General features: G+C 71.0%; 24 protein-coding genes and 1 pseudogene. 19 read left to right on the top strand and 6 right to left on the bottom strand.

What is annotated here, in order from left to right:
• Positions 1 to 985 precede the first annotated feature (985 nt).
• Genes aroC through nusB form a run of 7 tightly spaced genes read left to right on the top strand, consistent with a single transcriptional unit; the run spans position 986 to position 6,540 of the window.
• On the top strand, positions 986 to 2,212 hold the full coding sequence (gene aroC, locus ABD481_RS44860) for a chorismate synthase (RefSeq protein WP_344672053.1): 1,227 nt from the start codon (positions 986 to 988) through the stop codon (positions 2,210 to 2,212).
• Positions 2,209 to 2,721, top strand: a complete 513-nt coding sequence (locus tag ABD481_RS44855; protein ID WP_344672052.1) for a shikimate kinase — start codon at positions 2,209 to 2,211, stop codon at positions 2,719 to 2,721. Before aroC ends, ABD481_RS44855 begins: the two co-directional genes overlap by 4 nt.
• Positions 2,718 to 3,884: a 3-dehydroquinate synthase gene (aroB, locus tag ABD481_RS44850; RefSeq protein WP_344672051.1), complete on the top strand. Its 1,167-nt coding sequence runs from the start codon at positions 2,718 to 2,720 to the stop codon at positions 3,882 to 3,884. Before ABD481_RS44855 ends, aroB begins: the two co-directional genes overlap by 4 nt.
• A complete protein-coding gene (gene aroQ, locus ABD481_RS44845) occupies positions 3,881 to 4,318 on the top strand; it encodes a type II 3-dehydroquinate dehydratase (RefSeq protein WP_344672050.1) in 438 nt (145 codons plus the stop codon). The genes aroB and aroQ overlap by 4 nt, the downstream gene beginning before the upstream one ends.
• Positions 4,319 to 4,342: 24 nt before the next feature.
• Entirely contained in the window at positions 4,343 to 5,482 is a 1,140-nt protein-coding gene (locus ABD481_RS44840) for an aminopeptidase P family protein (RefSeq protein ID WP_344672049.1), read from the top strand.
• A 57-nt stretch (positions 5,483 to 5,539) separates the two neighbouring features.
• Positions 5,540 to 6,103: an elongation factor P gene (gene efp, locus ABD481_RS44835; protein ID WP_344672048.1), complete on the top strand. Its 564-nt coding sequence runs from the start codon at positions 5,540 to 5,542 to the stop codon at positions 6,101 to 6,103.
• On the top strand, positions 6,103 to 6,540 hold the full coding sequence (nusB, locus tag ABD481_RS44830; protein WP_344672047.1) for a transcription antitermination factor NusB: 438 nt from the start codon (positions 6,103 to 6,105) through the stop codon (positions 6,538 to 6,540). Before efp ends, nusB begins: the two co-directional genes overlap by 1 nt.
• Before the next feature lie 140 nt (positions 6,541 to 6,680).
• On the opposite strand, the gene ABD481_RS44825 is transcribed toward nusB, so the two are convergent.
• Positions 6,681 to 7,613: a phosphotriesterase family protein gene (locus ABD481_RS44825; RefSeq protein ID WP_344672046.1), complete on the bottom strand. Its 933-nt coding sequence runs from the start codon at positions 7,611 to 7,613 to the stop codon at positions 6,681 to 6,683.
• Positions 7,610 to 8,062: a carboxymuconolactone decarboxylase family protein gene (locus ABD481_RS44820; RefSeq protein ID WP_344672045.1), complete on the bottom strand. Its 453-nt coding sequence runs from the start codon at positions 8,060 to 8,062 to the stop codon at positions 7,610 to 7,612. The genes ABD481_RS44825 and ABD481_RS44820 overlap by 4 nt, the downstream gene beginning before the upstream one ends.
• 86 nt (positions 8,063 to 8,148) lie before the next feature.
• On the opposite strand from ABD481_RS44820, the gene ABD481_RS44815 reads away from it, so the two are divergent.
• The gene (locus tag ABD481_RS44815; protein ID WP_344672044.1) at positions 8,149 to 8,724 is read left to right on the top strand and encodes a CGNR zinc finger domain-containing protein; all 576 of its coding nucleotides are present in this window, start codon (positions 8,149 to 8,151) and stop codon (positions 8,722 to 8,724) included.
• A gap of 98 nt (positions 8,725 to 8,822) precedes the next feature.
• Positions 8,823 to 9,503, top strand: coding sequence for an alpha/beta fold hydrolase (locus ABD481_RS44810; protein ID WP_344672043.1), 681 nt, complete (start codon positions 8,823 to 8,825; stop codon positions 9,501 to 9,503).
• Between the two features lie 224 nt (positions 9,504 to 9,727).
• On the opposite strand, the gene bldD is transcribed toward ABD481_RS44810, so the two are convergent.
• Positions 9,728 to 10,270, bottom strand: coding sequence for a transcriptional regulator BldD (gene bldD / locus ABD481_RS44805; RefSeq protein ID WP_344672042.1), 543 nt, complete (start codon positions 10,268 to 10,270; stop codon positions 9,728 to 9,730).
• A gap of 330 nt (positions 10,271 to 10,600) precedes the next feature.
• Between bldD and pyrR the strand changes: the two genes are divergently transcribed.
• The 8 genes from pyrR (at position 10,601) to pyrF (ending at position 20,649) form a co-directional block, all read left to right on the top strand.
• A complete protein-coding gene (gene pyrR / locus ABD481_RS44800) occupies positions 10,601 to 11,170 on the top strand; it encodes a bifunctional pyr operon transcriptional regulator/uracil phosphoribosyltransferase PyrR (RefSeq protein ID WP_344672041.1) in 570 nt (189 codons plus the stop codon).
• Positions 11,167 to 12,165: an aspartate carbamoyltransferase catalytic subunit gene (locus tag ABD481_RS44795; RefSeq protein WP_344672040.1), complete on the top strand. Its 999-nt coding sequence runs from the start codon at positions 11,167 to 11,169 to the stop codon at positions 12,163 to 12,165. The genes pyrR and ABD481_RS44795 overlap by 4 nt, the downstream gene beginning before the upstream one ends.
• Positions 12,162 to 13,457: a dihydroorotase gene (locus tag ABD481_RS44790; RefSeq protein ID WP_344672039.1), complete on the top strand. Its 1,296-nt coding sequence runs from the start codon at positions 12,162 to 12,164 to the stop codon at positions 13,455 to 13,457. Before ABD481_RS44795 ends, ABD481_RS44790 begins: the two co-directional genes overlap by 4 nt.
• An 11-nt stretch (positions 13,458 to 13,468) precedes the next feature.
• A complete protein-coding gene (locus ABD481_RS44785; protein ID WP_344672038.1) occupies positions 13,469 to 14,071 on the top strand; it encodes a PH-like domain-containing protein in 603 nt (200 codons plus the stop codon).
• The gene (gene carA, locus ABD481_RS44780) at positions 14,068 to 15,231 is read left to right on the top strand and encodes a glutamine-hydrolyzing carbamoyl-phosphate synthase small subunit (protein ID WP_344672037.1); all 1,164 of its coding nucleotides are present in this window, start codon (positions 14,068 to 14,070) and stop codon (positions 15,229 to 15,231) included. The genes ABD481_RS44785 and carA overlap by 4 nt, the downstream gene beginning before the upstream one ends.
• A gap of 1 nt (position 15,232) precedes the next feature.
• Positions 15,233 to 18,532, top strand: a complete 3,300-nt coding sequence (gene carB / locus ABD481_RS44775) for a carbamoyl-phosphate synthase large subunit (RefSeq protein ID WP_344672036.1) — start codon at positions 15,233 to 15,235, stop codon at positions 18,530 to 18,532.
• Positions 18,533 to 18,665: 133 nt separating this feature from the next.
• Positions 18,666 to 19,790: a quinone-dependent dihydroorotate dehydrogenase gene (locus ABD481_RS44770; RefSeq protein ID WP_425559424.1), complete on the top strand. Its 1,125-nt coding sequence runs from the start codon at positions 18,666 to 18,668 to the stop codon at positions 19,788 to 19,790.
• A gap of 22 nt (positions 19,791 to 19,812) precedes the next feature.
• Positions 19,813 to 20,649: an orotidine-5'-phosphate decarboxylase gene (pyrF, locus tag ABD481_RS44765; protein ID WP_344672034.1), complete on the top strand. Its 837-nt coding sequence runs from the start codon at positions 19,813 to 19,815 to the stop codon at positions 20,647 to 20,649.
• Between the two features lie 62 nt (positions 20,650 to 20,711).
• Here the strand turns inward: pyrF and ABD481_RS44760 are convergent, their stop codons facing one another.
• Together ABD481_RS44760 and ABD481_RS44755 are read right to left on the bottom strand one after the other, a co-directional pair.
• A complete protein-coding gene (locus tag ABD481_RS44760; protein ID WP_344672033.1) occupies positions 20,712 to 21,167 on the bottom strand; it encodes an SRPBCC family protein in 456 nt (151 codons plus the stop codon).
• Complete coding sequence (locus ABD481_RS44755) at positions 21,160 to 21,528, bottom strand: MmcQ/YjbR family DNA-binding protein (RefSeq protein WP_344672032.1); 369 nt, start codon at positions 21,526 to 21,528, stop codon at positions 21,160 to 21,162. Before ABD481_RS44755 ends, ABD481_RS44760 begins: the two co-directional genes overlap by 8 nt.
• Before the next feature lie 52 nt (positions 21,529 to 21,580).
• Between ABD481_RS44755 and ABD481_RS44750 the strand changes: the two are divergent.
• A pseudogene (locus ABD481_RS44750) lies at positions 21,581 to 22,207 on the top strand (TetR/AcrR family transcriptional regulator); the annotation flags it as partial.
• A gap of 232 nt (positions 22,208 to 22,439) precedes the next feature.
• Here the strand turns inward: ABD481_RS44750 and ABD481_RS44745 are convergent.
• Complete coding sequence (locus tag ABD481_RS44745) at positions 22,440 to 22,928, bottom strand: cytidine/deoxycytidylate deaminase family protein (RefSeq protein WP_344672031.1); 489 nt, start codon at positions 22,926 to 22,928, stop codon at positions 22,440 to 22,442.
• 104 nt (positions 22,929 to 23,032) lie between these two features.
• Here ABD481_RS44745 and ABD481_RS44740 point away from each other — a divergent pair, with 104 nt between their 5' ends.
• Positions 23,033 to 23,707, top strand: a complete 675-nt coding sequence (locus ABD481_RS44740) for an HAD family hydrolase (protein ID WP_344672030.1) — start codon at positions 23,033 to 23,035, stop codon at positions 23,705 to 23,707.
• Positions 23,708 to 23,956: the final 249 nt, after the last annotated feature.

Here is a 23,956-nt window from a genome sequence, read left to right as displayed (position 1 = left end):
AGGTATCAAGTCCATGCCGCTGCGGTGATGGTTGTTGGGCTGCGGTTGGGCTTGCATGAACTTGACACCTGGTCGGCGGTACTGTAGGCAAAGCCCTGCCGACGTGACCGAGGAGAACAAACCAAAAACCCAGGGAGAGAGCTGACAATCACTGGGTAGGGGGCGGCTGCCTTGCTGACTACGGCCACCGGAAAGGTTCAAAGCAAAAGTGGCGGCCGGAGTCCTGCCGCGCCAGCACCTCAAACACTTGCCTCACCGGCGACCTACCGCACTGACACCCCGAAGACCTGCCTCACCGGCGACTTACCGCACTGGCGCCCGAGAGATCTGCCTGACTGGCGACCGAAGTCCTGCCGCACCGGCGCCCCAAAAGACCTGGTCCACCGGCGACCTACCGCACCGGCGCCCCAAATGACCTGCCTGACCGGCAGTCGAAGACTCGCTCTACCGGCGGCCGAAGGTTTACCCCACCGGCGGCCGCAGGGCTGAAGCGAGCCGCCTCCGCCCCCGGATCCTTCAGTCCTCTCCCCGGGTTTTTGGTTTGTTCTCCTCGGTCACGTCGGCAGGGCTTTGCCTACAGTGCCGCCGACCAGGTGTCAAGTTCATGCAAGCGCAACCGCAGCGCTAGAACAACAAGGTTCCGGCATGGACTTGATACCTGGGCGGCGGTGCTGTACCCGTAGGGCTGCCGACGTGAGCGAGGGGAACAAACCCCCACCCCACAAACCGCCAGCGCAGCGACTAACCAGACCAACCTATGGAGCAGCGCCAGTTCTCCGAGGGATCAGAGGCCCTCGCCGGAGGCGCCTGCCTTACCCAGCTCTTGACTTTGCCTGGCTCTTGCCTGGCTCTTGACTTTGCCTGGCGCTTGCCCGGCTCTTGCCCGGCTCTTGCCCGGCTCTTGCCCGGCTTTTGACCAGCTTCTCCCATGTCCGATCACCGGACACCGTCCAGCCCACCACCCGAGACATGGAAGAATCCCCCCATGTCGCTACGCTGGCTCACCGCAGGGGAATCCCACGGCCCGGCCCTCACCGCAGTCCTAGAGGGCCTGCCCGCCGGGGTCGAGACGTCCACCAAAGCCATCGCGGACGCCCTCGCGCGTCGCCGCCTCGGTTATGGACGCGGTGCGCGCATGAAGTTCGAGCAGGACCAGGTCACCATTCTCGGTGGTGTCCGCCATGGCCTGACGCAGGGCGGTCCCATCGCCATTCAGGTCGGTAACACCGAGTGGCCCAAGTGGGAGACCGTCATGGCGGCTGACGCGGTGCCGGACGATCTGCTCGATGCCCAGGCTCGGAACGCTCCTCTCACCCGTCCTCGTCCGGGGCATGCGGACCTTGCGGGGATGCAGAAGTACGGCTTCGACGATGCTCGGCCGGTGTTGGAGCGGGCCTCGGCGCGGGAGACTGCGGCGCGGGTGGCGCTTGGGGAGGTGGCGCGGGACTTCCTTCGGCAGGCTGTCGGTATTGAGCTGGTCTCGCATGTTGTCGGCATCGGGAAGGCGGAGGCGCCGCGTGGGGTGGTGCCGCTGCCTGCGGATGTCGAGCGCCTCGACGCGGATCCGGTGCGGTGCCTGGACCCCGACGCGGCGGCGGCGATGGTGGCGGAGATCGACCAGGCCCACAAGGACGGCGACACGCTCGGCGGGGTTGTGGAGGTGCTCGCGTACGGCCTTCCGCCGGGGTTGGGCTCCCATGTGCATTGGGACCGTCGGCTCGACGCCAAGCTCGCTGCGGCGTTGATGGGCATCCAGGCCATCAAGGGCGTGGAGCTCGGCGACGGCTTCGATCTGGCCCGCGTTCCCGGGTCGCAGGCGCATGACGAGATGGAGATCGCCTCGACCGATCCGCTCGCGGTGCGGCGCCGGTCCGGGCGGAGTGGCGGTACTGAGGGTGGCATGTCGACGGGGGAGGTGCTGCGGGTTCGCGCCGCGATGAAGCCGATCGCCACCGTGCCGCGCGCGCTGGGCACCGTGGACACCGCGACCGGCGAGGCTGCGGTGGCGCACCACCAGCGGTCGGACGTCTGTGCGGTGCCGGCGGCCGGCATCGTCGCGGAGGCGATGGTCGCGCTGGTGCTCGCGGACGCGGTGCTGGAGAAGTTCGGCGGCGACTCGGTGAAGGAGACCCGGCGCAACCACCAGGCGTACCTCGCCGCGCTGCCGGTGCAGGTGGCCGGCCCGCAGCACTCCGTGGGAGCCCAGGCGTGAGCCCGGTCGTGGTGCTGGTCGGCGCCCCGGGATCGGGCAAGTCGACCGTCGGCCGCCTGGTGGCCGAGTTGCTCGGCACCGCCTTCCGGGACTCCGACGAGGACATCGAGGCGGCGGCCGGGCAGACCATCGCCGACCTCTTCGTCGAGTACGGTGAGCCGCACTTCCGGGCCCTGGAGAAGGCGGCTGTGAAGGAGGCGCTGGCCACCCACGACGGCGTCCTCGCCCTCGGTGGCGGCGCCGTGCTGGACTCGGACACCCGGATCTTGTTGAAGGAACACCGCGTCGCCTTCCTGGAGGTCACCCTCTCGGACGCGGCCTCGCGCGTTGGCCTCAACCGGGACCGCCCGCTGCTGCTGGGCAACGTCCGCGGCACCCTGCTCAAGCTCATGGACGAGCGCCGCCCCCTCTACGAGGAGGTCGCCGTGCTGACCGTCCGCACCGACCGCGAGCCCGAAGAGATCGCGGCCGAGATCGTCGAAGGCCTCGTCGAAAGCCAGGAGCAGTGACCGAGTCCGCCCCGCAAACCCAGCAGCAGCCCCAGCCCCAACAGCAGAGCCAGACCCGCATCCCCGTCACCGGCGACGCCCCCTACGAGGTCGTCGTCGGCCACGGCCTGCTCGCCGAGCTGCCCGCGATGATCGGCCCGAAGGCCGCCCGGGTGGCGGTCGTCCACCCCCGCGCCCTCGCGGCCACCGCGGAGGCGGTGCGCGACGACCTCATCGAGCACGCCGGCTACCAGGCCCTCACCATCGAGGTCCCGGACGCCGAGGAGGCCAAGTCGGTCCACGTCCTGGCCTACATCTGGGAGGTGCTGGGCAAGTCCAACTTCACCCGCACCGACGCGATCATCGGCCTCGGCGGCGGCGCCACCACCGACCTGGCCGGCTTCGCGGCCTCGACGTGGCTGCGCGGCGTCCGCGTGGTGCAGCTGCCGACCACGCTGCTCGGCATGGTCGACGCCGCGGTCGGCGGCAAGACCGGCATCAACACCGCCGAGGGCAAGAACCTGGTCGGCGCGTTCCACCCGCCGGCCGGCGTGCTCTGCGACCTGGACACCCTGCAGACCCTGCCGCCGCACGACTTCGTCGCCGGCCTGGCCGAGGTCGTGAAGTGCGGCTTCATCGCCGATCCGGAGATCCTGCGGCTGGTCGAGGCCGACGTCGCGGGCGCGAAGCGGTTCGACGGCCCGCACACCCGCGAGCTGGTCGAGCGCGCGATCCGGGTCAAGGCCGAGGTGGTGTCCTCGGACCTGTTGGAGTCCGGCCGCCGCGAGATCCTCAACTACGGCCACACCCTCGGCCACGCCATCGAGCGCAACGAGCGTTACCGCTGGCGGCACGGCGCGGCGATCAGCGTCGGCATGGTCTTCGCCGCCGAGCTCGGCCGCCTGGCCGGCCGGCTCGACGACGCCACCGCCGACCGGCACCGCGCGATCCTGACCGAGCTCGGACTGCCCACCGAGTACGACGCCCACGCCTGGCCCAAGCTGCTGGACACCATGCGCGTGGACAAGAAGTCCCGGGCCGACGTGCTGCGCTTCATCGTCCTGGACGGCCTGGCCAAGCCCTCGGTGCTGGAAGGCCCGGACCCGGCCCTGCTGATCGCGGCCTACGGCGAGGTCGCCAAGGAGAGCACCGGCCCCGGCGCCGGGGGAGTGGTGGACCTGTGAGTCGCAAAGTCCTGGTCCTCAACGGCCCCAATCTGGGCCGCCTGGGCAGCCGCGAGCCCGACGTCTACGGCTCCACCTCCTACGCCGGGCTGGTGAAGGCCTGCGAGGAGCTCGGCGCCGAGCTCGGCTTCGACGTCGAGGTGCGCGAGACCAACGACGAGGGCGAACTCGTCCGCTGGCTGCACGAGGCCGCCGACGCCCGCACCCCGATCGTCATCAACCCGGGCGCCTTCACCCACTACTCCTACGCCCTGCGCGACGCCGCGGCCCAGCGCACCGCCCCGCTCATCGAGGTCCACATCTCCAACCCCTACGCCCGCGAGGCCTTCCGCCACACCAGCGTCATCGCGGCCGTGGCCTCCGGGACCGTCGCCGGGTTCGGTATCAATTCCTACCGGCTCGCTCTGAGGGCCCTGTCCGAGCTGCCGGAGTGACCGTGCCTTCGTAGTCTGGGAGCCATGACCGCTGACCGCACCGCCTCCGCCCCCGCCGTCATCGAACCCGAGGCCTACGCGGCCCGCCGCGAGCGCCTGCGGTCCCGGCTGGAGGCGGTGGACGCGGACGCCGCGCTGGTCACCAAACTGGTCAACGTCCGCTACCTGACCGGCTTCACCGGCTCCAACGGCGCGGTCCTGGTCACCCGCAACGGCGTCGTGTTCTGCACCGACTTCCGCTACGACACCCAGGCCGCCTCCGAGGTCCCGGACGTCGAGCGGATCATCGTCCGGCACTGCGCGCCGGCCCTGGTCGAGCGGGCCGCCAAGGACGGCCTGCGGCGGATCGCGGTGGAGGAGCACGAGATCACCGTGGAGGCGCACCGCCAGCTCTCCGCCGAGCTCACCGCCGCCGCCCCGACCGCGACGCTGACCAGCCTGGGCCACGCCGTGGAGCAGCTGCGCCGGGTCAAGGACGAGAGTGAGATCGACCTCATCCGGGAGGCCTGCGCCATCTCCGACCGGGCGCTGGCCGAGCTCACCGAGTCCATCCTGATCGGCCGCACCGAGCGGCACATCGCCCAGGAGCTGGAGCGCCGGATGACCGACCACGGCGCCGACGGCCGGGCCTTCGACACGATAGTGGCCTGCGGCCCCAACGCGGCGGTGCCGCACCACCGCCCGGGCGAGCGCCGGGTCGGCGAGGGCGAGTTCCTCAAGATCGACTTCGGCGCGCTCTACCAGGGCTACCACGCCGACATGACCCGCACCTTCGTCGTCGGCCGGGCCCCGGCGGACTGGCAGGTGGAGGTCTACGACCTGGTCTTCGCCGCGCAGAAGGCCGGGCGGCAGGCGCTGGAGCCGGGCGTGGCCTGCGCCGCCGTGGACGCCGCGGCCCGGGCCGTCATCGAGGCGGCCGGCTACGCCGAGTACTTCGGCCACGGGCTGGGACACGGCGTCGGCCTGGAGATCCACGAGGACCCGCGTCTGGGCGCGGGTCTGCCGGGTACACTGGATGATCGCACTCCGGTCACCGTCGAACCCGGGGTCTATCTGCCCGGCCGGGGCGGCGTCCGCATCGAGGACACGCTGGTGGTCAGGCCGAAGGCCGAGGGCGGCCCGGAGCTGCTCACCATTACCACCAAGGAACTGCTGGTGCTGTAGGCCGCCGAAGGCCTTGCTCGCCAGGGCCGGCAGTCGGACGCAGGAGTACTCACCGACGTGGCGACCACGAACGATCTGAAGAACGGCCTGGTGCTCAACCTCGACGGACAGCTCTGGTCCGTCGTGGAGTTCCAGCACGTCAAGCCGGGCAAGGGCCCCGCCTTCGTGCGCACCAAGCTCAAGCACGTGCTCACGGGCAAGGTGGTCGACAAGACCTTCAACGCCGGCATCAAGGTCGAGACGGCCAACGTCGACCGGCGCGACATGCAGTACCTCTACCAGGAGGGCTCGGACTTCGTGTTCATGGACATGGACACCTACGACCAGCTCTACGTCTCCCGGGAGGTCGTCGGCAACGCCGCGAACTTCATGCTGGAGGGCACGATGGCGCTGGTGGCCACGCACGACGGCACGCCGCTGTACGTGGAGCTGTCGGCCGCGGTCGAGCTGGTGATCCAGTACACCGAGCCGGGTCTGCAGGGCGACCGGTCCACCGGCGGCAACAAGCCGGCCACCCTGGAGACCGGCTTCGAGATCCAGGTCCCGCTGTTCCTGACCACCGGCGAGAAGGTCAAGGTCGACACCCGCGACGGTTCCTACCTCGGCCGTATCAGCAGCTGATGGCCTCCCCGCGCAGCAAGGCCCGGCAGCGGGCCCTGGAGATCCTCTTCGAGGCGGATCTGCGGGGCGTCGATCCGCGCACCGTCCTGGCCGACACCCAGGCGCGGGTGCGCGCCCAGGGGCCCGAGGGCACCATCCCGCAGGTCCAGCCCTACGCCGCGACCCTGGTCGAGGGTGTGCTGGAGCACGTCGACAAGATCGACGACCTGCTGGAGGAGCACAGCGAGGGCTGGGCACTGGACCGGATGCCCACGGTGGACCGCAACGTGCTGCGGATCGGCGTGTTCGAGCTGCTGTGGCAGGCCGATGTGCCGGACGCGGTGGTCCTGGACGAGGCGGTGTCGCTGGCCCGGCTGATGTCGACCGACGAGTCGCCGCAGTTCGTCAACGGGCTGCTGGCGCGGATAGCCGAGGTCAAGGACAGCCTGCGGCGGTAGCCGCGGCGAAGCACCGAAGGCCCATCCCCTTGCGGGATGGGCCTTTTCGCATGTCCGGGCACTGCCATGCGGCCGGGTCGGTGCCAGCTCGCTGATTCGGTGGCCTCATCGGCGGCCGGCGGCCTTGTTCGGCTGCCTCCTCAGCGGCGCCACTCCACGTCGAAGGCCCGCGCCGGGTTCCGCCGGAAGAAGGCGTCGGCGGTGTCCGCGCCGAGGTCGCGGATCACTCGGGCCCTGATGCCGGTCAGCAGGTACGGGATCCCGGGGCCGCCGCCGCTCGCGGCCCGGGCGGCGGCGCTGGTGGTGTCGCCGCCGAGCAGCACCCGGTCGGCGTGGCCGGCCTCCGTCAGGGCCCTGAGCAGGTCGAACAGCCGCCAGTCGGTGGCGTGGTTGGCCCGGGACGGACCGTCGAGGCCGAGCCAGGCGCCGGCCTCGGCGGCCTCCCGGTGCGGCGCCGGGTCCGGGAACCGGTTCAGGTGCCCGAGGATGATCGACGAGGCCGGGACGCGGTGCTTGCCGTGCAGCTCGGCCAGGACACCGAGCGGATGGGTGCCGCCCTCCAGGTGGACGGCGATGGCGGAGCCGGTGGCGTGGTGCGCGGCCGCCGCCGCCTCGAACACCGTTTCGGCGTGCGTGTCGAGGTGATGGAAGTCACCGGCGATCTTGATCAGCCCGGCCCGGGCCGGCAGCGGCGGGCCGTCCGGATCGGCGTCGCGCCGTAGCCCCTCGGTGAGTTCGGCGACGAAGCGGTCGGCCAGTCCGTCAAGGAGTAAGGGGAGGAGCTCAGGCCGATAGTGCGCGGCCTGATGCAGGCCGGTGGCGGCGACGAGGTGCACGCCGGTGGAGCGCGAGAGGTCCGGCAGGTCCTCGGCGCGGCGGTTCAGCCCCATGGGCGTCCACTGCGCGAGGGCCTGGCCACCGGCATCGGCGAACGCCCGGAGCTCGGCCTCGGCCGCTCCGGCGTCGTCGAGCTCCTGGCCGGGGAGCTTCCGGGAGGCGAAGAAGAGGTGGTCGTGGGAGTCGGTGACGCCGAGGGTTTCGGGGGCGATGTCGCCGAGGACGGTGCGGATCATTCGGAGGCCTCGTTCGCGGCGTGGTTCCCGGCCTGGTCCGCCTCCGCCGCCTCGTTCGCGGCGTCGGTCAGCTGGAAGGCGGCGGCTGCCGACCGGAGCCCGGCCAGCGCCTTCGGGACGCCGACGTACGGGGCCAGATGCACGAACACCTCGACGATCTCCTCGCGGCTCATGCCGATCCGCTCGCTGGTCCGCACGTGCCCGACCAGCTGGGGCTCCACGCCGCCGAGCGCGGCCAGCGCGGCCAGGTTCGCGATCTGCCGCTCGCGCAGGCCCAGCGCCGGGCGCTGGTAGGTGCCGCCGAACAGTGCCGTGACGATCCAATCGGTGAAGCCGGGGGCGAGCCCTTCGATACCGGGCAGCGCGGCCTGCTGGGTCTGGGCGTCCTGAAGGGCGTCAAGCATGGCGTAGCCGGCCTCGCGGTCCAGCGTGGCGGGTGCGAACTGCATTGGTGGGTCCTCCCCGAAATCGGTAACGGCTCAAGCGTTACTTGAGAACGTAGCAGATGTAACGGCCGAGGCGTTACCCTCTTTCCATGGAGCCGATCCCCTTCCGCCTCGACACCGGGGCGACCTGGCTGAACCTGCTCGCGACCCGCGGCAGCGCCTTCGGTCGGCACCCCGAGGAGCGGATCCCCACCCCGGAGCGCCTCGCCGACTGGCTGGAGGCGGTGGACCTGGTCCCGACCGACGGCCTGAAGCGGGCCGCGATCACCGCCGAGGACCTGGACCTGGCACGCCACCTGCGCGAAACGCTACGTCCCCTCGCGCTCTGCGCGGCCGCCGGCGAGCAGCCCGCCCCCGACGCGGCCCACGACCTGATCGCCTTCCTGGCGACCGCCGACGACCCGCTGACGCTCACCGCCACCCCGGACGGCCTGACCCGCACCCCGCCCCCGACCGCGACCGCGGCGCTGGCCCGCATCGCCCGCCAGGCCGCCGACCACCTGACCGGCCCCGAACGCCACACCCTCAAGTCCTGCCCCGAATCCGACTGCCGCGGCGTCTTCACCGACCCCGACAACCGCCGCCGCTGGTGCCCGAACCCGGCCTGCGCCACCCGCGGCCGCGTCCGCGCCCACCGCGCCCGCAAGGCCGCCGACCAGCCCTGACACCGGCTGTCAGCCCGCTGTCAGCGCGATACCAGCACCCCCGGCGACCCTGAAGGCAGCGGGAACCCCGTCCCGCGGCGAACCGAGGGGGACCGGCCATGCGGACCACCACCGACATCGACGGCCGCACGACGCACTACACCAGCACCGGCCAGGGCGAACCGATCCTGATCCTCGACGACTTGGACGACTTCGACGATTTCGACGATTTCGGTGACCGCGACAGCCCAGCCGGCACCGCTGCCGCCTTCGATCTGCTCACCGACTGGTTCCTGGTCCTCACCCCGGACTGGCGACACCCGGATGGTGCAGAGTCCGCCGCCACAACCACCACCACCGCGAAATCGACCGACACATCGACCGCGACCGCGAACCCCACTGCCGTACCGCTCGACACGACAAGCGCCGGGCCGGCCGACCCCCTCCCCACCATCGCCGCCTTCATCGAGGCTCTCGACCTCCGGCCGGTCCGGCTCGTGGGCCGGGGCTCCGGCGCCGGGCTCGCCCTGCGGCTGGCCATGGAGCGTCCGGACCTGGTCCGTCAGGCCGCGGTGGTGGGGTCGCTGCCGGTCTGCGACGGGTTGGCCACCATGACCGTGCCGCTGCTGGTCCTTCAGGGCGACGACGAGGCGCTCGATGTGGCCCACGGCGCGGCTCTCGCCCGGGCGGTCCCCGACGGCCGTCTCGCGGTGCTGCCGGGCTCGTCGCGGCTGCTGCCGGAGGCGAAGCCGGAGCTGGTCGGGCTGATCCTGCTGGACTTCTTCGAGAGCGGCGCCTAGGCCGTTCGATGGGCGCCGGTCCGGGACGCGGGGTCTGGGACACGGGTCCGGGACACGGGGTCCGGGAAGGCCCTTCGGGGAAACCTCGGTGTGCTTCCCGCCGGGATCCTCAAGCGTCCGGGCCGCCTCGCCGGTCCCCCGAACAGCCCAAAGCCCGCCGCGCGCCGGAGCGCGGGCGGGCTTGAAGCGGTGCGGTGCCGGCGGACCGGCTGCTGCGGGGCGTTCTACGCCTCGTCCTCGTCGACGAAGCCGCCGGCCTCGCCGTCCAGCTCGTCGGTGAACGGGCGGGCCGCGGCCGGGTTCAGCACGTCCCACTCGGTGAGCATCTTGACCAGGTCCTGGGGAGCCATCTCGTAGATGACGCCGAGGGTCCGCAGGTCCTCGCCGCGGATGGTCATGACCCGGCCGTTCCAGTCGCCGCGCTGGCTCTGGATGCTGCCGACGTAGCGCAGCAGCGGACCGGCCTGCTCGACCGGCAGCGCCTTCAGGCGCTCCAGGTCCAGGACCAGCTTGCCGCCCTGCTCGTGGTTCGCGGACGACGGCGCGCCGGTTCCCGGCAGCAGCTCGTGGACCGGAACGCCGTAGAACTCGGCCAGCTCGGACAGGCGCTGGACCGTGACGGCCCGGTCGCCGCGCTCGTACGAGCCGACGACGACGGCCTTCCAGCGCCCCTGCGACTTCTGCTCGACGCCGTGCAGGGACAGGCCCTGCTGGGATCGGATGGCGCGCAGTCGGACGCCCAGCGCTTTCGCGTACTCGGTGGACATGTAGCTCCCCATTGACACAACTGCGGCCTTGGTGTTCCCCTCGCCACACGGCTGGCACAGTTCAGCGGATCGGCAGTTCCCCGGTATGACCCGTTGGTGACTTAGCGTGACGGTACGCGCGGTTGTTCGTCTGCGCAAGTCCCATCACGGTCAAGACAACCGATGACTGCCGGTGGTCTGGTCCAATCAGCTTATGTCACTCACAGCAGTGCTTCGCACTCGGATGGCGGAGCGCGGGTGACGATCTTGGATGATCATGCTGGTAGAGTCGGCGCTGACCGAGTCCTTTAACGATCTGTCCCGTGAGGCAGAGAAGGGGGTCTGATAGGCATGCCCGCAATACCTCAAGGCGCGAGAACCGTCCTCGACGAGGCGGACATCTCCCGGGCGCTGACCCGGATAGCGCACGAGATCCTCGAACGCGCCAAGGGCGCCGAGGACGTGATGATCCTGGGGATCCCCACCCGCGGAGCCGTCTTGGCCAAGCGCATCGCCGCCCGCATCGCCGACGTCGAGGGCACCACCGTCCCGGTCGGCTATCTGGACGTCACCATGTACCGCGACGACCTGCGCCTCAAGCCCGCCCGCGCGCTGGAGCGCACCGAGATCCCCGACGAGGGGGTCGACGGCCGCCTGATCGTCCTGGTGGACGACGTCCTGTACTCCGGCCGCACCATCCGCGCCGCCCTGGACGCCCTGAACGACCTCGGCCGCCCGCGCGCCGTGCAGCTGGCGGTCCTGGTCGACCGCGGCCACCGCGAGCTGCCGATCCGCGCCGACTACGTCGGCAAGAACCTCCCGACCTCGCAGCGCGAGAGCGTCAAGGTCCGGCTGCGCGAGCACGACGGCGTGGAGCACGACGCCGTCTTCCTGGGGATGGAAAGCGAGACGGCAATATGAGGCGCCACCTGTTGTCCACCGCCGATCTCACCCGGGACGACGCGGTGCTGATCCTGGACACCGCCGAGGAGATCGCCCGGCTGTCCGCCCGCCCCATCAAGAAGCTCCCCACGCTGCGCGGCCGCACCGTGGTCAACCTCTTCTTCGAGGACTCCACCCGCACCCGCACCTCCTTCGAGGTGGCGGCCAAGCGGCTGAGCGCCGACGTCATCAACTTCTCCGCCAAGGGCTCCAGCGTCTCCAAGGGCGAGTCCCTCAAGGACACCGCGCTCACCCTGGAGGCGATGGGCGCCGACGCGGTCGTGGTCCGGCACAGCGCCTCCGGCGCCGCCTACCGGCTGGCCACCGCCGGCTGGACCTCCAGCCACGTGGTCAACGCCGGCGACGGCACCCACGAGCACCCCACCCAGGCCCTGCTGGACGCCTTCACCATGCGCCGCCACCTCGGCGGCTTCGACGGCCGCCGGGTCACCGTGGTCGGCGACGTGCTGCACTCCCGGGTGGCCCGCTCCAACGTCCACCTGCTGGCCACCCTGGGTGCCCGGGTGACCCTGGTCGCCCCGCCCACGCTGCTCCCGGTCGGGGTCGGCAACTGGCCCTGCGAGGTCTCCTACGACCTGGACGCCGTGGTGCCGGACAGCGACGCGATCATGATGCTGCGGGTCCAGCGCGAGCGGATGAACGGCGGCTTCTTCCCCACCCAGCGCGAGTACAGCCGCCGCTACGGCCTGGACGCCCAGCGCATGGCGCGGCTCCCGGACAAGGCGATCGTCATGCACCCGGGCCCGATGGTGCGCGGCATGGAGATCTCCGCCGAGGTCGCCGACTCCGACCGCTCGGTGATCGTCGAGCAGGTCGCCAACGGCGTCAGCGTCCGGATGGCGGTGCTCTACCTGCTGCTGTCCGGCAGCGAGTCGGCCATCGGCCCGGACAGCGCCGAGCCGCTGTCCGCGGAAAAGTCCAAGAAAGCAGAACAGAAGGGCGCCGCCGCGTGAGCACCACCACCTACCTGATCAAGAACGCGAGCGTTCTCGGCGGCGCGCCGACCGACCTGCTGGTGCGCGACGGGAGTATCGCAGAGGTCGGATCTCTGGGTGCTGTCGAGGGCGCCGTGGAGCTCGACGCCGCCGGCCTGATCGCGCTGCCCGGCCTGGTCGATCTGCACACCCACCTGCGCGAGCCGGGCCGCGAGGACGCCGAGACCGTCGACACCGGCACCCGGGCCGCCGCGCTCGGCGGCTTCACCGCCGTGCACGCCATGGCCAACACCGACCCGGTCGCCGACACCGCCGGCGTCGTCGAGCAGGTCTGGCGCCTGGGCCGGGAGGCCGGGTTCTGCGACGTCTTCCCGATCGGCGCGGTCACCGTCGGCCTGGCCGGCGAGCGGCTGGCCGAACTCGGCGCGATGGCCGACTCCGCCGCGCGCGTGCGGGTGTTCTCCGACGACGGCAAGTGCGTCTCCGACGCCAACCTGATGCGGCGCGCGCTGGAGTACGTGAAGGCCTTCGACGGCGTCATCGCCCAGCACGCGCAGGAGCCGCGGCTGACCGAGGGCGCGCAGATGAACGAGGGCGAGCTGTCCGGCGTCCTGGGCCTGGCCGGCTGGCCGGCGGTGGCCGAGGAGGCGATCATCGCCCGCGACATCCTGCTGGCCGCGCACACCGAGTCCCGCCTGCACGTCTGCCACGTCTCCACGGCCGGCTCGGTGGAGCTGATCCGCTGGGCCAAGTCCAAGGGCTGGCCGGTGACCGCCGAGGTCACGCCGCACCACCTGATCCTGACCGAGGACCTGGTCACCGGCTACGACCCGATCTACAAGGTGAACCCGCCGCTGCGCACCGCCGCCGACGTCGAGGCGCTGCGCGCCGGCCTGGCCGACGGCACCATCGACGCCGTCGCCACCGACCACGCGCCGCACCCGCACGAGGACAAGGACTGCGAGTGGGCCGCGGCCGCCATGGGCATGCTCGGCCTGGAGACCGCGCTGTCCGTGGTGCAGGCCACCATGGTCGACAGCGGTCTGATGACCTGGGCCGAGGTCGCCGACCGGATGTCGGCGCGGCCGGCCCGGATCGGGCAGATCGACGACCGGCACGGCCGCCCGCTCGCCGCCGGCGAGCCGGCCAACCTGGTGCTCGTCGACCCGGCCGCCACGCGCACCGTGGACCGCACCGCCCTGGCCTCGCTGTCGCAGAACACCCCGTACCAGGGGATGGAGCTGCCCGGCGCGGTGGTGGCGACCTTCCTGCGCGGGACCCCGACGGTGCTCGACGGAAAGCTCGCGTGACCATGGGAAGCATGAACCTGAGCAGCATGAACCTGAGCAGCATGAACCTGAGCAGCATGAACCTGAGCATCCTGGCCGACCAGCACTCCGCCCCCGTCACCCACCTGGGGCAGCGGATCCTGTGGACGATCGTCACCCTGGCCGCCATCGCCGGCATCTACCTGCTGATGTGGCGCGGCTGGAAGAAGCGCCAGGCCCGGCAAGCCGACGTGCCGCCGCTGAACGAGGTGCCCGAAGGCGTGTTCCCCGGCGAGGGCGGCGTCGAAGCGGTCTACGTCTCCTCGACCTCCGAGGGCGACTGGCTGGACCGGATCGCCGTGCACGGCCTGGGCGAGCGCAGCAACGCGGTGGTCCGCGTCGCGCAGGCGGGCGTGCTCGTCGAGCGGGAGGGCGCCACCGACGTCTTCATCCCCGCCGCCGCGATCCGCGGCGTCCGCCTGGCCACCGGGATGGCCGGCAAGTACCTCCGCGATGAAGGCCTGGTGGTCATCACATGGCAGCACGGTGACCGGACGCTGGACACCGGACTCAAGCCCCGCCACGGGACTGATGAACTGGTGCGGGCCCTTGAAGCCCACTTCGCAGTAAGCGCTACAGAAAGGCCGTCCGAATGAGCATGCGACCCCCGGCGATCCTCGTCCTGGAGGACGGACGGACCTTCCGCGGCGACGCCTACGGCGCCCTCGGCGAGACCTACGGCGAGGCCGTCTTCACCACCGGCATGACCGGCTATCAGGAGACGTTGACCGACCCCTCCTACCACCGGCAGGTCGTCGTGATGACCGCGCCGCACATCGGCAACACCGGTGTCAACGACGAGGACCCCGAGTCCGGGCGGATCTGGGTCTCCGGCTACGTGGTCCGCGACCCCAGCCGGATCGCCTCCAACTGGCGCTCGCGGCGCTCGCTGGACGAGGAGCTGGTCGCGCAGGGCATCGTCGGGATCTCCGGCGTCGACACCCGCGCCATCACCCGGCACCTGCGCGAGCGCGGCGCGATGCGCTGCGGCGTGTTCTCCGGCGACGCGGCCAAGGCCGACGCCGCGACCCTGGTCGGGAAGGTGCAGGCCAGCCCGGAGATGGCCGGCGCGGACCTGGTCGGCGACGTCACCACGCCGCGGGGCTACGTGGTCGAGCCGGTCGGCGAGCACAAGTTCACCGTCGCCGCCTACGACCTCGGCATCAAGTCCATGACGCCGCACCGGATGGCCGAGCGCGGCGCGCGGGTGCACGTGCTGCCCGCCACCGCCACCCTGGAGGACGTGCTGGCGCTGGAGCCGGACGGCTTCTTCATGAGCAACGGCCCCGGCGACCCGGAGACCACCGAGGAGACGATGGTCCCGATCGTCCGCGCGGTGCTGGAGCGACGGATCCCGGTGTTCGGGATCTGCTTCGGCAACCAGATCCTCGGCAAGGCCTTCGGCTTCGGCACCTACAAGCTCAAGTACGGCCACCGCGGCATCAACCAGCCGGTGCAGGACCGCGCCACCGGCAAGGTCGAGGTCACCGCGCACAACCACGGCTTCGCCGTGGACGCGCCGGCCGACCGGGTCAGCGACACCCCGTTCGGGCGGGTCGAGGTCTCCCACGTCTGCCTGAACGACGGCGTGGTGGAGGGCCTGCGGGCGCTCGACGTCCCGGCCTTCAGCGTGCAGTACCACCCCGAGGCGGCGGCCGGTCCGCACGACGCCGCCTACCTGTTCGACCGCTTCACCGATCTCATGGCGGGTTCGAAGTCGGACACGGTCCGGAACGACAAGAAGGGCCAGGCCTGAGATGCCGAAGCGCACCGATCTGAAATCCGTCCTGGTCGTCGGCTCCGGCCCGATCGTGATCGGCCAGGCCGCCGAGTTCGACTACTCCGGCACCCAGGCCTGCCGCGTGCTGCGCAGCGAGGGCCTGCGGGTGATCCTGGTGAACTCCAACCCGGCCACGATCATGACCGACCCGGAGGTCGCCGACGCCACCTACGTCGAGCCGATCACGCCGGAGTTCGTCGAGAAGATCATCGCCAAGGAGCGCCCGGACGCGCTGCTGCCCACGCTGGGCGGCCAGACCGCGCTGAACACCGCGGTCGCGCTGGCCGAGAACGGCGTGCTCGACAAGTACAACGTGGAGCTGATCGGCGCGAACATCGCGGCGATCCAGTCCGGCGAGGACCGCGAGAAGTTCAAGCAGATCGTGGACTCCATCGGCGCGGAGTCCGCGCGCTCGGTGATCTGCCACTCGATGGAGGACTGCCTGGCCGGCGTCGACGAGCTCGGCGGCTACCCGGTCGTGGTCCGGCCGTCCTTCACGATGGGCGGCGCCGGCTCCGGCTTCGCGCACAACGAGGAGGAGCTGCGCCGCATCGCCGGCACCGGCCTGGCGCTGTCCCCGACCACCGAGGTGCTCCTGGAGGAGTCCATCCTGGGCTGGAAGGAGTACGAGCTGGAGCTGATGCGCGACAAGCACGACAACGTCGTCGTGGTCTGCTCCATCGAGAACTTCGACCCGATGGGCGTGCACACCGGCGACTCGATCACCGTCGCGCCGGCCATGACCCTGACCGACCGGGAGTACCAGGAGCTGCGGGACATCGGCATCGCGGTGATCCGCGCGGTCGGCGTCGACACCGGCGGCTGCAACATCCAGTTCGCGGTGAACCCGGCCGACGGCCGGATCATCGTGATCGAGATGAACCCGCGGGTGTCCCGGTCCTCGGCGCTGGCCTCCAAGGCCACCGGCTTCCCGATCGCCAAGATCGCCGCCCGCCTGGCCGTCGGCTACACCCTGGACGAGATCCCCAACGACATCACCCGCGAGACCCCGGCCTCCTTCGAGCCGGCGCTGGACTACGTCGTGGTGAAGGTGCCGCGGTTCGCCTTCGAGAAGTTCCCGGCCGCCGACAGCACCCTGACCACCACCATGAAGTCGGTCGGCGAGGCCATGGCCATCGGCCGCTCCTTCCCCGAGGCGCTCCAGAAGGCGCTGCGCTCGCTGGAGAAGAAGGGCTCGGAGTTCACCTGGGTCGGCCCGGTCCGGGACAAGGCCGCGGTGCTGGCCGACGCCGCGCGGCCCACCGACGGCCGGATCAACCTGCTGGTCGAGGCCTACCGGGCCGGCGCCTCGATCTCCGAGCTGCACGAGTCCACCAAGATCGACCCCTGGTTCCTGGACCAGGTGCTGCTGATCCACGAGACGGCCTGCGAGCTGCGCGACGCCGAGCGACTCTCGCCGGAGCTGCTGCACCGCGTCAAGCGCACCGGGTTCTCCGACAAGCAGATCGCCGGGATCCGGAACCTGTCCGAGCCGGTGGTCCGGGAGCTGCGGCACTCGCTGGGGGTGCGGCCGGTCTACAAGACCGTCGACACCTGCGCCGCCGAGTTCGCCGCCCGCACGCCGTACCACTACTCCTCCTACGACGAGGAGACCGAGGTCGAGCCGCGCGACAAGCCGGCGGTGATCATCCTGGGCTCCGGGCCGAACCGGATCGGGCAGGGCATCGAGTTCGACTACTCCTGCGTGCACGCCAGCTTCGCGCTGCGGGACGCCGGCTACGAGACCGTGATGGTCAACTGCAACCCGGAGACCGTCTCCACCGACTACGACACCTCCGACCGGCTCTACTTCGAGCCGCTCACGCTGGAGGACGTGCTGGAGATCGTCGACGCCGAGCGCGCGGCCGGCCCGCTGGCCGGCGTGGTCGTGCAGCTCGGCGGGCAGACCCCGCTGGGCCTGGCGCAGGCGCTGAAGGACGCCGGGGTGCCGGTGGTCGGCACCTCGCCGGAGGCCATCCACCTGGCCGAGGACCGCGGCGCCTTCGGGCGGGTGCTGGCCGAGGCCGGGCTGCCCGCGCCCAAGCACGGCACCGCTTTCTCCTTCGCCGAGGCCAAGGCCATCGCCGACGAGATCGGCTACCCGGTGCTGGTGCGGCCCTCCTACGTGCTCGGCGGGCGCGGCATGGAGATCGTCTACGACGAGGTCATGCTGCGTGCCTACATCGAGCGCGCCACCGAGATCTCCCCGGAGCACCCGGTGCTGGTCGACCGGTTCCTCGACGACGCCATCGAGATCGACGTCGACGCCCTGTTCGACGGCGAGGAGCTCTACCTCGGCGGCGTGATGGAGCACATCGAGGAGGCCGGCATCCACTCCGGCGACTCGGCCTGCGCGCTGCCGCCGATCACCCTGGGCGGCCACGACATCAAGCGGCTGCGGGCCTCCACCGAGGCGATCGCCCGCGGCGTGGGCGTGCGGGGCCTGATCAACATCCAGTACGCGTTGGCCGGGGACATCCTGTACGTCCTGGAGGCCAACCCGCGCGCCTCGCGCACCGTGCCGTTCGTGGCCAAGGCCACCGCGGTGCCGCTGGCCAAGGCCGCGGCCCGGATCGGGATGGGCGCCACCGTCGCCGAACTGCGCGCCGAGGGCCTGCTGCCGCGCGTGGGCGACGGCGGCACGCTGCCCTCGGACTCGCCGATCTCGGTGAAGGAGGCGGTCATGCCCTGGTCCCGCTTCCGGACCCCGGAGGGCTCCGGCGTGGACGTCATCCTCGGCCCGGAGATGCGCTCCACCGGCGAGGTGATGGGCATCGACGCCGACTTCGGCAAGGCCTTCGCCAAGTCCCAGGCCGGCGCCTACGGCTCGCTGCCGCTCAAGGGCAAGGCCTTCGTCTCGGTCGCCAACCGCGACAAGCGCTCGATGGTCTTCCCGGTCAAGGCCCTGCACGACCTCGGGTTCGAGATCCTGGCCACCGACGGCACCGCCGACGTGCTGCGGCGCAACGGCATCCCGGCCACCACGGTGCGCAAGCTGTCGCAGGGCCCGGGTCCGGACGGCGAGCCGACGATCGTGCAGATGATCGTCGACGGCGGCATCGACCTGATCGTGAACACCCCGTTCGGGGTGGGCTCGCGCCTGGACGGCTACGAGATCCGGACCGCGGCGGTGCAGGCCGGCAAGCCGTGCATCACCACGGTGCAGGGCTTCGCCGCGGCGGTGCACGGGATCGAGGCGCTCCAGCGCGGCGAGATCGGCATCGGGTCGCTGCAGGAGTACGCCGAGAAGATCAACGCCTCGCGGGCTGAGGGCTGAGGGCTGAGGGCTGAGAGCCGAGGGCTGAGGGCTGAGGCGTTCCGCTGCTGCCTGCGGGGTCGCGTGGTCGCGGGTCGCGCGGGCAGCGGCGGAACGGGAACGTGTTCGTGCGAGAAGGGTGCGTGAGGTGCGGATCTATCCGAAGCTGTTCAACGGGGTGTTCCGTCGGATGGACGCCGAACAGGCCCACCGCCTGGGCTTCGGCGCGATCCGCGCGGTCGGGGCGCTGCCGGCCGGCGTCGGCCTGGCGGTGCTGGAGCGGGCCTTCCAGGCCCGGGACACGGTGCTGAAGCAGACCGTGTTCGGCGTCGACTTCCCGGCGCCGTTCGGCCTGGCCGCCGGCTTCGACAAGAACGCCGAGGGCATCGACGCGCTCGCCGCCCTCGGCTTCGGCTCGGTGGAGATCGGCACCGTCACCGGCCAGGGCCAGCCCGGCAACGAGCAGCCCCGGCTGGCCCGGCTGATCGCCGACCGCGCGGTGGTGAACCGCATGGGGTTCAACAACGTCGGCGCCGTCGAGGTCGCGCGGCGGCTCAAGCGGCGGGTGGCCAAGCCGGAGCGCTGGGACAAGGTGCCGCCGGTGGTCGGCGTCAACATCGGCAAGACGAAGGCGGTGCCGGAGTCCGAGGCGGCCGCCGACTATGTCGCCTCGACCCGGCTGCTGGCGCCGTACGCCGACTACCTGGTCGTGAACGTCTCCTCGCCGAACACCCCCGGCCTGCGGAACCTCCAGGCGGTGGAGGTGCTGCGGCCGCTGCTGACGGCCGTGCGCGAGGCCGCCGACCAGGCGGTGCCGGGCCGCAAGGTGCCGCTGCTGGTGAAGATCGCCCCGGACCTGGCCGACGACGACGTCGACGCGGTCGCCGATCTGGCCCTGGAGCTCGGCCTGGACGGCATCATCGCGACCAACACGACGATCGGCCGCGACGGGCTGAAGTCGGCGGCGGCGAAGATGGAGGCGGCCGGGGGCGGCGGGCTTTCCGGGGCGCCGCTCAAGGCCCGGTCGCTGGAGGTGCTGCGGCGGCTGCGGGCCCGTACTGACGGTCGGCTGGCGCTGATCTCGGTCGGGGGAGTCGAGACCGCTGCTGATGCGTGGCAGCGGCTGGTGGCCGGGGCTGACCTGGTGCAGGGGTACACCGGGTTCATCTATGAGGGGCCCGCCTGGGCGTCGCGGATCAATCGGGGGATTGCTGCGAAGGTGCGCTCTGGGGGATACACGAGCCTGCGCGACGCCGTAGAGGCGGCCCGGGTTTCCTAGGCTTATCTAGGCTTATAAGGAGATGGTGATGGAGACCTTCGGTGCTCGTCTGCGGACGGCCCTCGACACGCGGGGCCCGCTGTGCGCGGGGATCGACCCGCACAGCTCACTGCTGGTGGAGTGGGGTCTCGACGACGACGTCGCGGGGCTGGAGCGGTTCTCCTACACGGTGGTCGAGGCGCTCGCCGACCGGGTCGCGGTGCTCAAGCCGCAGTCGGCGTTCTTCGAGCGCTTCGGGAGCCGGGGGATCGCGGTGCTGGAGCGGACCGTGGCGGACGCCCGGTCGGCCGGTGCTGTTGTGATCATGGATGCGAAGCGGGGCGACATCGGGTCGACGGTCGCGGCTTATGCGGACGCTTATCTCGATCCGGCGTCGCCGTTGTTCTCCGATGCTTTGACTGCGAGTCCTTACTTGGGCTTTGGGTCGCTGGAGCCGTTGTATGCGCTGGCCGAGAAGAACGGCGCGGGGGTGTTCGTGCTCGGACTGACGTCGAACCCCGAGGGCTCGCAGGTGCAGGCCGCGGTCGGAGCTTCGGGGCGCAGCGTGGCCGAGGAGATCGTCACGGCGGCGGCCGGGCGGAACGCCGGGGCCGCGCCGATGGGGCCGATCGGGGTCGTGGTCGGCGGGACGGTCGCGACGCCGGACTTCGATCTGTCGCGGCTGAACGGGGCGTACTTGGTGCCGGGGATCGGCGCGCAGGGGGCTACGGCGGCGGACGTGCGGCGGATTTTCGGGGCCGGTGCGCGCAATGTGGTGCCGTCGAGTAGCCGGGAGATTCTGCGCGGGGGGCCGTCGGTGGCCGGGTTGCGGGAGGCTGCGGCGCGGACGGTGGAGGAGTTGGCTGCGATCCTGGATTAGGGGGGTTGGGGGGATTAGGGGGATTGGGTTGATTGGGTTGATTGGATGGATGGATCAGTTGATCAGTGGGCCTTGGTGGGTGGGGTGGGCGGTGCCTCAAGGATCCGTTTGAGACGGCGCAGCGAGTAGGCGAAGAACAGCCGGGTCAGGGGGCCCGCCACCAGCCAGCCCGTGCGGCCGACCACGCCGAAGGGCAGGTCGACCCGCTCCCACCAGGTGATCCGGGACCGGCGCTCGCCGTTCGGGGCGACCTCGAAGCCGCCGGTGCCGCGCACGACCCGGCCGGTGTGCAGGACCACGCAGCGGTGCGGCGGATCCCACTCGGTCACCGTCATCGTGTCCAGGAACCCGACCGGGCCCAGCCCGGTCCAGCCCTCCAGGCGGCCGCCGACGTGGTCCGCCGTCCCGCGGACCTTGGTCGCGACCATCCACGCGCCCTGCGATTCCCAGTCCGCGATCGCGGCCCAGGCGCGGCCGGCCGGGACCGCGACGTCGACGTGCACCCGCAACTCAGGCAACTTGTTCCGCCAGCTTCTTCGGCGCCACCTGGAGGTAGGCGGCGCGCACCAGGTCCGCGACGTCGTCCCAGTCCGGGTCGGCGTCCAGGTTGACGCCGAGCCAGCCGCGCACGCCGACGTAGGGCGGCCGGTAGAAGGTGTCCGGGTCCTCCTCGATCCGCAGCTCCTGGACGCCCTCGGCGGCCGGGCACCAGAAGCCCAGGCGCAGGTCGTGGTGGTGGTCGCAGAACATGGCGAAGGAGCGCTTGCCGCGGATGAACCAGGTCGGCTCGCCGTGGCTGAGGCGTTCCTCCACCTCGGGGAACGCCAGATACACGGCGCGCAGCCGGGCCAGCGCGGCCTGTTCCTGTTCGGGGGTCATGTCCCCATCTTTCCGGGCCGGACCGACAACCGCGATCAGGTACGGTCGGCTCATGAGCACCGACACCCGCACCCGTCTGCTCCAGGGCACGATCGACGCCCTGCGGGCCCAGGGCATCGCCGGCGTGTCGGCCCGCAACATCGCGGCGGCGGCCGGAGTGAACCAGGCGCTGGTCTTCTACCACTTCGGCAGCGTCGACGAGCTGCTGGTCGCCGCCTCGCTGTGGTCGACCGAGCAGCAGGTGGCGGAGTACCGGGAGCGGCTGGAGGGCGTGCGCTCGCTGCGGGAGCTGCAATCCGTCGGACGGGACCTGCACGCGCAGGAGCGGGCCGCCGGCAACGTCGCGGTGCTGGGCCAGATGCTGGCCGGGGCGCAGACCAACCCGGTGTTCGCCGCGGCGACGAGGGATGCGGTGGGGCTGTGGGTGGTGGAGATCGAGCGGGTGCTGACGCGGGTGCTGGCCGGGTCGCCGCTGGGCGAGGTCGCGGACGTGCCGGGGCTGGCGCGCGCGGTGTCGGCGTCGTTCATGGGGATGGAGCTGATGGCCGTGGTCGACCCGGAGGGGGACGAGGCGGCGTTCCGGGCCATGGACCAGCTCGGGGCGCTGCTGGAGTATCTCGATGAGCTGGGGCCGGCGGCGCGGCGGGCGGTGCGGGTGGCGGTGCGGCGGTCGGTGCGGAAGAAGGGTGGGGGTGGGGGCGGTGGAGTTGGGAGTGGTGGAGCTGGTGGTGGTGGAGTTGGAAGTGGCGGTGGAGCTGGGAGTGGCGGTGGGGATGGGGCTGGGGTTGGTGGCGGTGGGGCTGGGAGTGGTGAGGCTGGTGGTGAGTGAGGCTGGCGGGGGCGGCGGCGCGGGGGCGTAGCCGCCCTGGGGTGGGGTGGGCGGTGGGGACGTTGCCCGTCGAGCGTGCTGGTTACTGCCGCAGAAGGTGGGCGTTGGCGGCCTGGACCTGGGCGGCGAACTCCGGGAACTCGATCACCTCGATACCGGCCGCCTCCAGCAGCTCGATGCCCTGGCAGTCCTCCACCAGCAGCGCCGGCTCGCGCCACGCGAACACCACACGCCGGATGCCGGAGGCGATGATCAGCTGGGTGCAGCTGGCCGGCCGCGACCGCCGGATCGAACAGGGTTCGAGCGAGGAGTAGATCGTCGCCCCGGGCAGCCGCGGGTGGTCGGTGCCCAGCCGCAGCAGCGCCGACTCCTCGGCGTGGACCTTGTCGTCGGTGTCCCGCGACCAGCCGCGGGCCAGCTCGCGGTCGTCCGCGTCGACGATCACGGCGCCCACGTTGAACGCGCTGGGGGACGGCGGGCAGCGCCAGGCGAGGTCCACGGCGGTGCTCAGCCATTCGCGATCCTCGCCGCGGGTCCGGCTGGTGCGATGAGAGGGGTCGGTGGTGGTCACAGCCCCAGATTAGCCGCGCCGCCCGGCGCTTTCTCGGGTTCGCCGCACAGTACTCTGTGGCATCGGGTGATGACTCCTATTGGCCGATTGATATCTTGATCGCCATGACCCGCCCCGCGCTTCCGGCCGCCGTTTTCTTCGACATGGACGGTCTGCTCATCGACTCCGAGCCGACATGGTTCCAGGCCGAGGTGGACATGCTCGCCGGGTATGGCTTCAGCCTTGGGGCGGAGCACTATCCGCAGGTCCTGGGGAAGCCGCTTGAAGTGTCGACGGCGTATCTGCTGGATCTGACGGGCCATCCGGTGTCCGCGACGGAGTTCGCGAACGGTATTGAGCTGGCCATGATCGAGCGCCTGAGAGACGGCGTGCCGATGATGCCGGGGGCGAAGGAGCTGTTGGTCGCGCTGGAGGCGGAGGGGGTACCGCTGGCGCTGGTGTCGGCTTCGTCGCGGCGGATTGTTGATGCGTGCTTGCCGGCGATCGGTGTTGATCATTTTCGGTTCACGGTGTCTGGGGACGATGTGGGGAAGGGGCGCGGGAAGCCGAATCCGGATCCGTATTTGAGGGCGGCGGAGTTGTTGGGGGTGGATCCGGCGGATTGTGTGGTTTTGGAGGATTCGCCGACGGGGGCGGCGGCGGGGTACGCGGCGGGGTGTCGGGTGGTGGCGGTGCCGCATGCGGCGGTGGTGGTGGGGAGGGAGAGGGTTCGGGTGGTGGATTCTTTGGTGGGGGTGGATTTGGGGTTTTTGGGGGGGTTGTTTGAGGGGGGTGGGTGAGGGGGGTTGGGTTTGGCCCTTGGCTTCGGCCCTTGGCTTCGGTCCTTAGTCCTTGATTCCTGAGCTTCTGGGCTTCTGGGCTTCTGAGCTCTTGAGCTCTTGAGCTCTTGGTCTTGCCCTTGGAGCCTGTTGTCTTTCCGAACGTGGCTGGTGGTGGGCCATGCTTTGGGGTGGTTCAGGGTTGATCGGTGCATGAGTGCAGGGCCTTCCGTGTAGCTCGATGAGTGTCTAAGTCCTCGAGCGGGAAGG

It is taken from the genome of Catenulispora yoronensis (genome assembly GCF_039531695.1).
In the GTDB taxonomy this organism is placed as follows: Bacteria; Actinomycetota; Actinomycetes; order Streptomycetales; family Catenulisporaceae; genus Catenulispora; species Catenulispora yoronensis.
Note: the sequence above shows the minus strand (reverse complement) of the source record. Positions and strands in the feature narration are given on the sequence as shown.

Excerpts from the sequence above, each read along its gene's own strand:
- ABD481_RS44825 (WP_344672046.1), bottom strand. The coding sequence starts at position 7,613 with ATGATCCGCACCGTCCTCGGCGACATCGCCCCCGAAACCCTCGGCGTC.
- aroC (WP_344672053.1), top strand. The coding sequence starts at position 986 with ATGTCGCTACGCTGGCTCACCGCAGGGGAATCCCACGGCCCGGCCCTC.
- bldD (WP_344672042.1), bottom strand. The coding sequence starts at position 10,270 with ATGTCCACCGAGTACGCGAAAGCGCTGGGCGTCCGACTGCGCGCCATC.
- ABD481_RS44815 (WP_344672044.1), top strand. The coding sequence starts at position 8,149 with ATGGAGCCGATCCCCTTCCGCCTCGACACCGGGGCGACCTGGCTGAAC.
- ABD481_RS44740 (WP_344672030.1), top strand. The coding sequence starts at position 23,033 with ATGACCCGCCCCGCGCTTCCGGCCGCCGTTTTCTTCGACATGGACGGT.
- ABD481_RS44755 (WP_344672032.1), bottom strand. The coding sequence starts at position 21,528 with ATGACCCCCGAACAGGAACAGGCCGCGCTGGCCCGGCTGCGCGCCGTG.
- nusB (WP_344672047.1), top strand. The coding sequence starts at position 6,103 with ATGGCCTCCCCGCGCAGCAAGGCCCGGCAGCGGGCCCTGGAGATCCTC.
- ABD481_RS44795 (WP_344672040.1), top strand. The coding sequence starts at position 11,167 with ATGAGGCGCCACCTGTTGTCCACCGCCGATCTCACCCGGGACGACGCG.
- ABD481_RS44810 (WP_344672043.1), top strand. The coding sequence starts at position 8,823 with ATGCGGACCACCACCGACATCGACGGCCGCACGACGCACTACACCAGC.
- ABD481_RS44820 (WP_344672045.1), bottom strand. The coding sequence starts at position 8,062 with ATGCAGTTCGCACCCGCCACGCTGGACCGCGAGGCCGGCTACGCCATG.
- ABD481_RS44785 (WP_344672038.1), top strand. The coding sequence starts at position 13,469 with ATGAACCTGAGCAGCATGAACCTGAGCAGCATGAACCTGAGCAGCATG.
- carB (WP_344672036.1), top strand. The coding sequence starts at position 15,233 with ATGCCGAAGCGCACCGATCTGAAATCCGTCCTGGTCGTCGGCTCCGGC.
- pyrR (WP_344672041.1), top strand. The coding sequence starts at position 10,601 with ATGCCCGCAATACCTCAAGGCGCGAGAACCGTCCTCGACGAGGCGGAC.
- pyrF (WP_344672034.1), top strand. The coding sequence starts at position 19,813 with ATGGTGATGGAGACCTTCGGTGCTCGTCTGCGGACGGCCCTCGACACG.
- ABD481_RS44840 (WP_344672049.1), top strand. The coding sequence starts at position 4,343 with ATGACCGCTGACCGCACCGCCTCCGCCCCCGCCGTCATCGAACCCGAG.
- carA (WP_344672037.1), top strand. The coding sequence starts at position 14,068 with ATGAGCATGCGACCCCCGGCGATCCTCGTCCTGGAGGACGGACGGACC.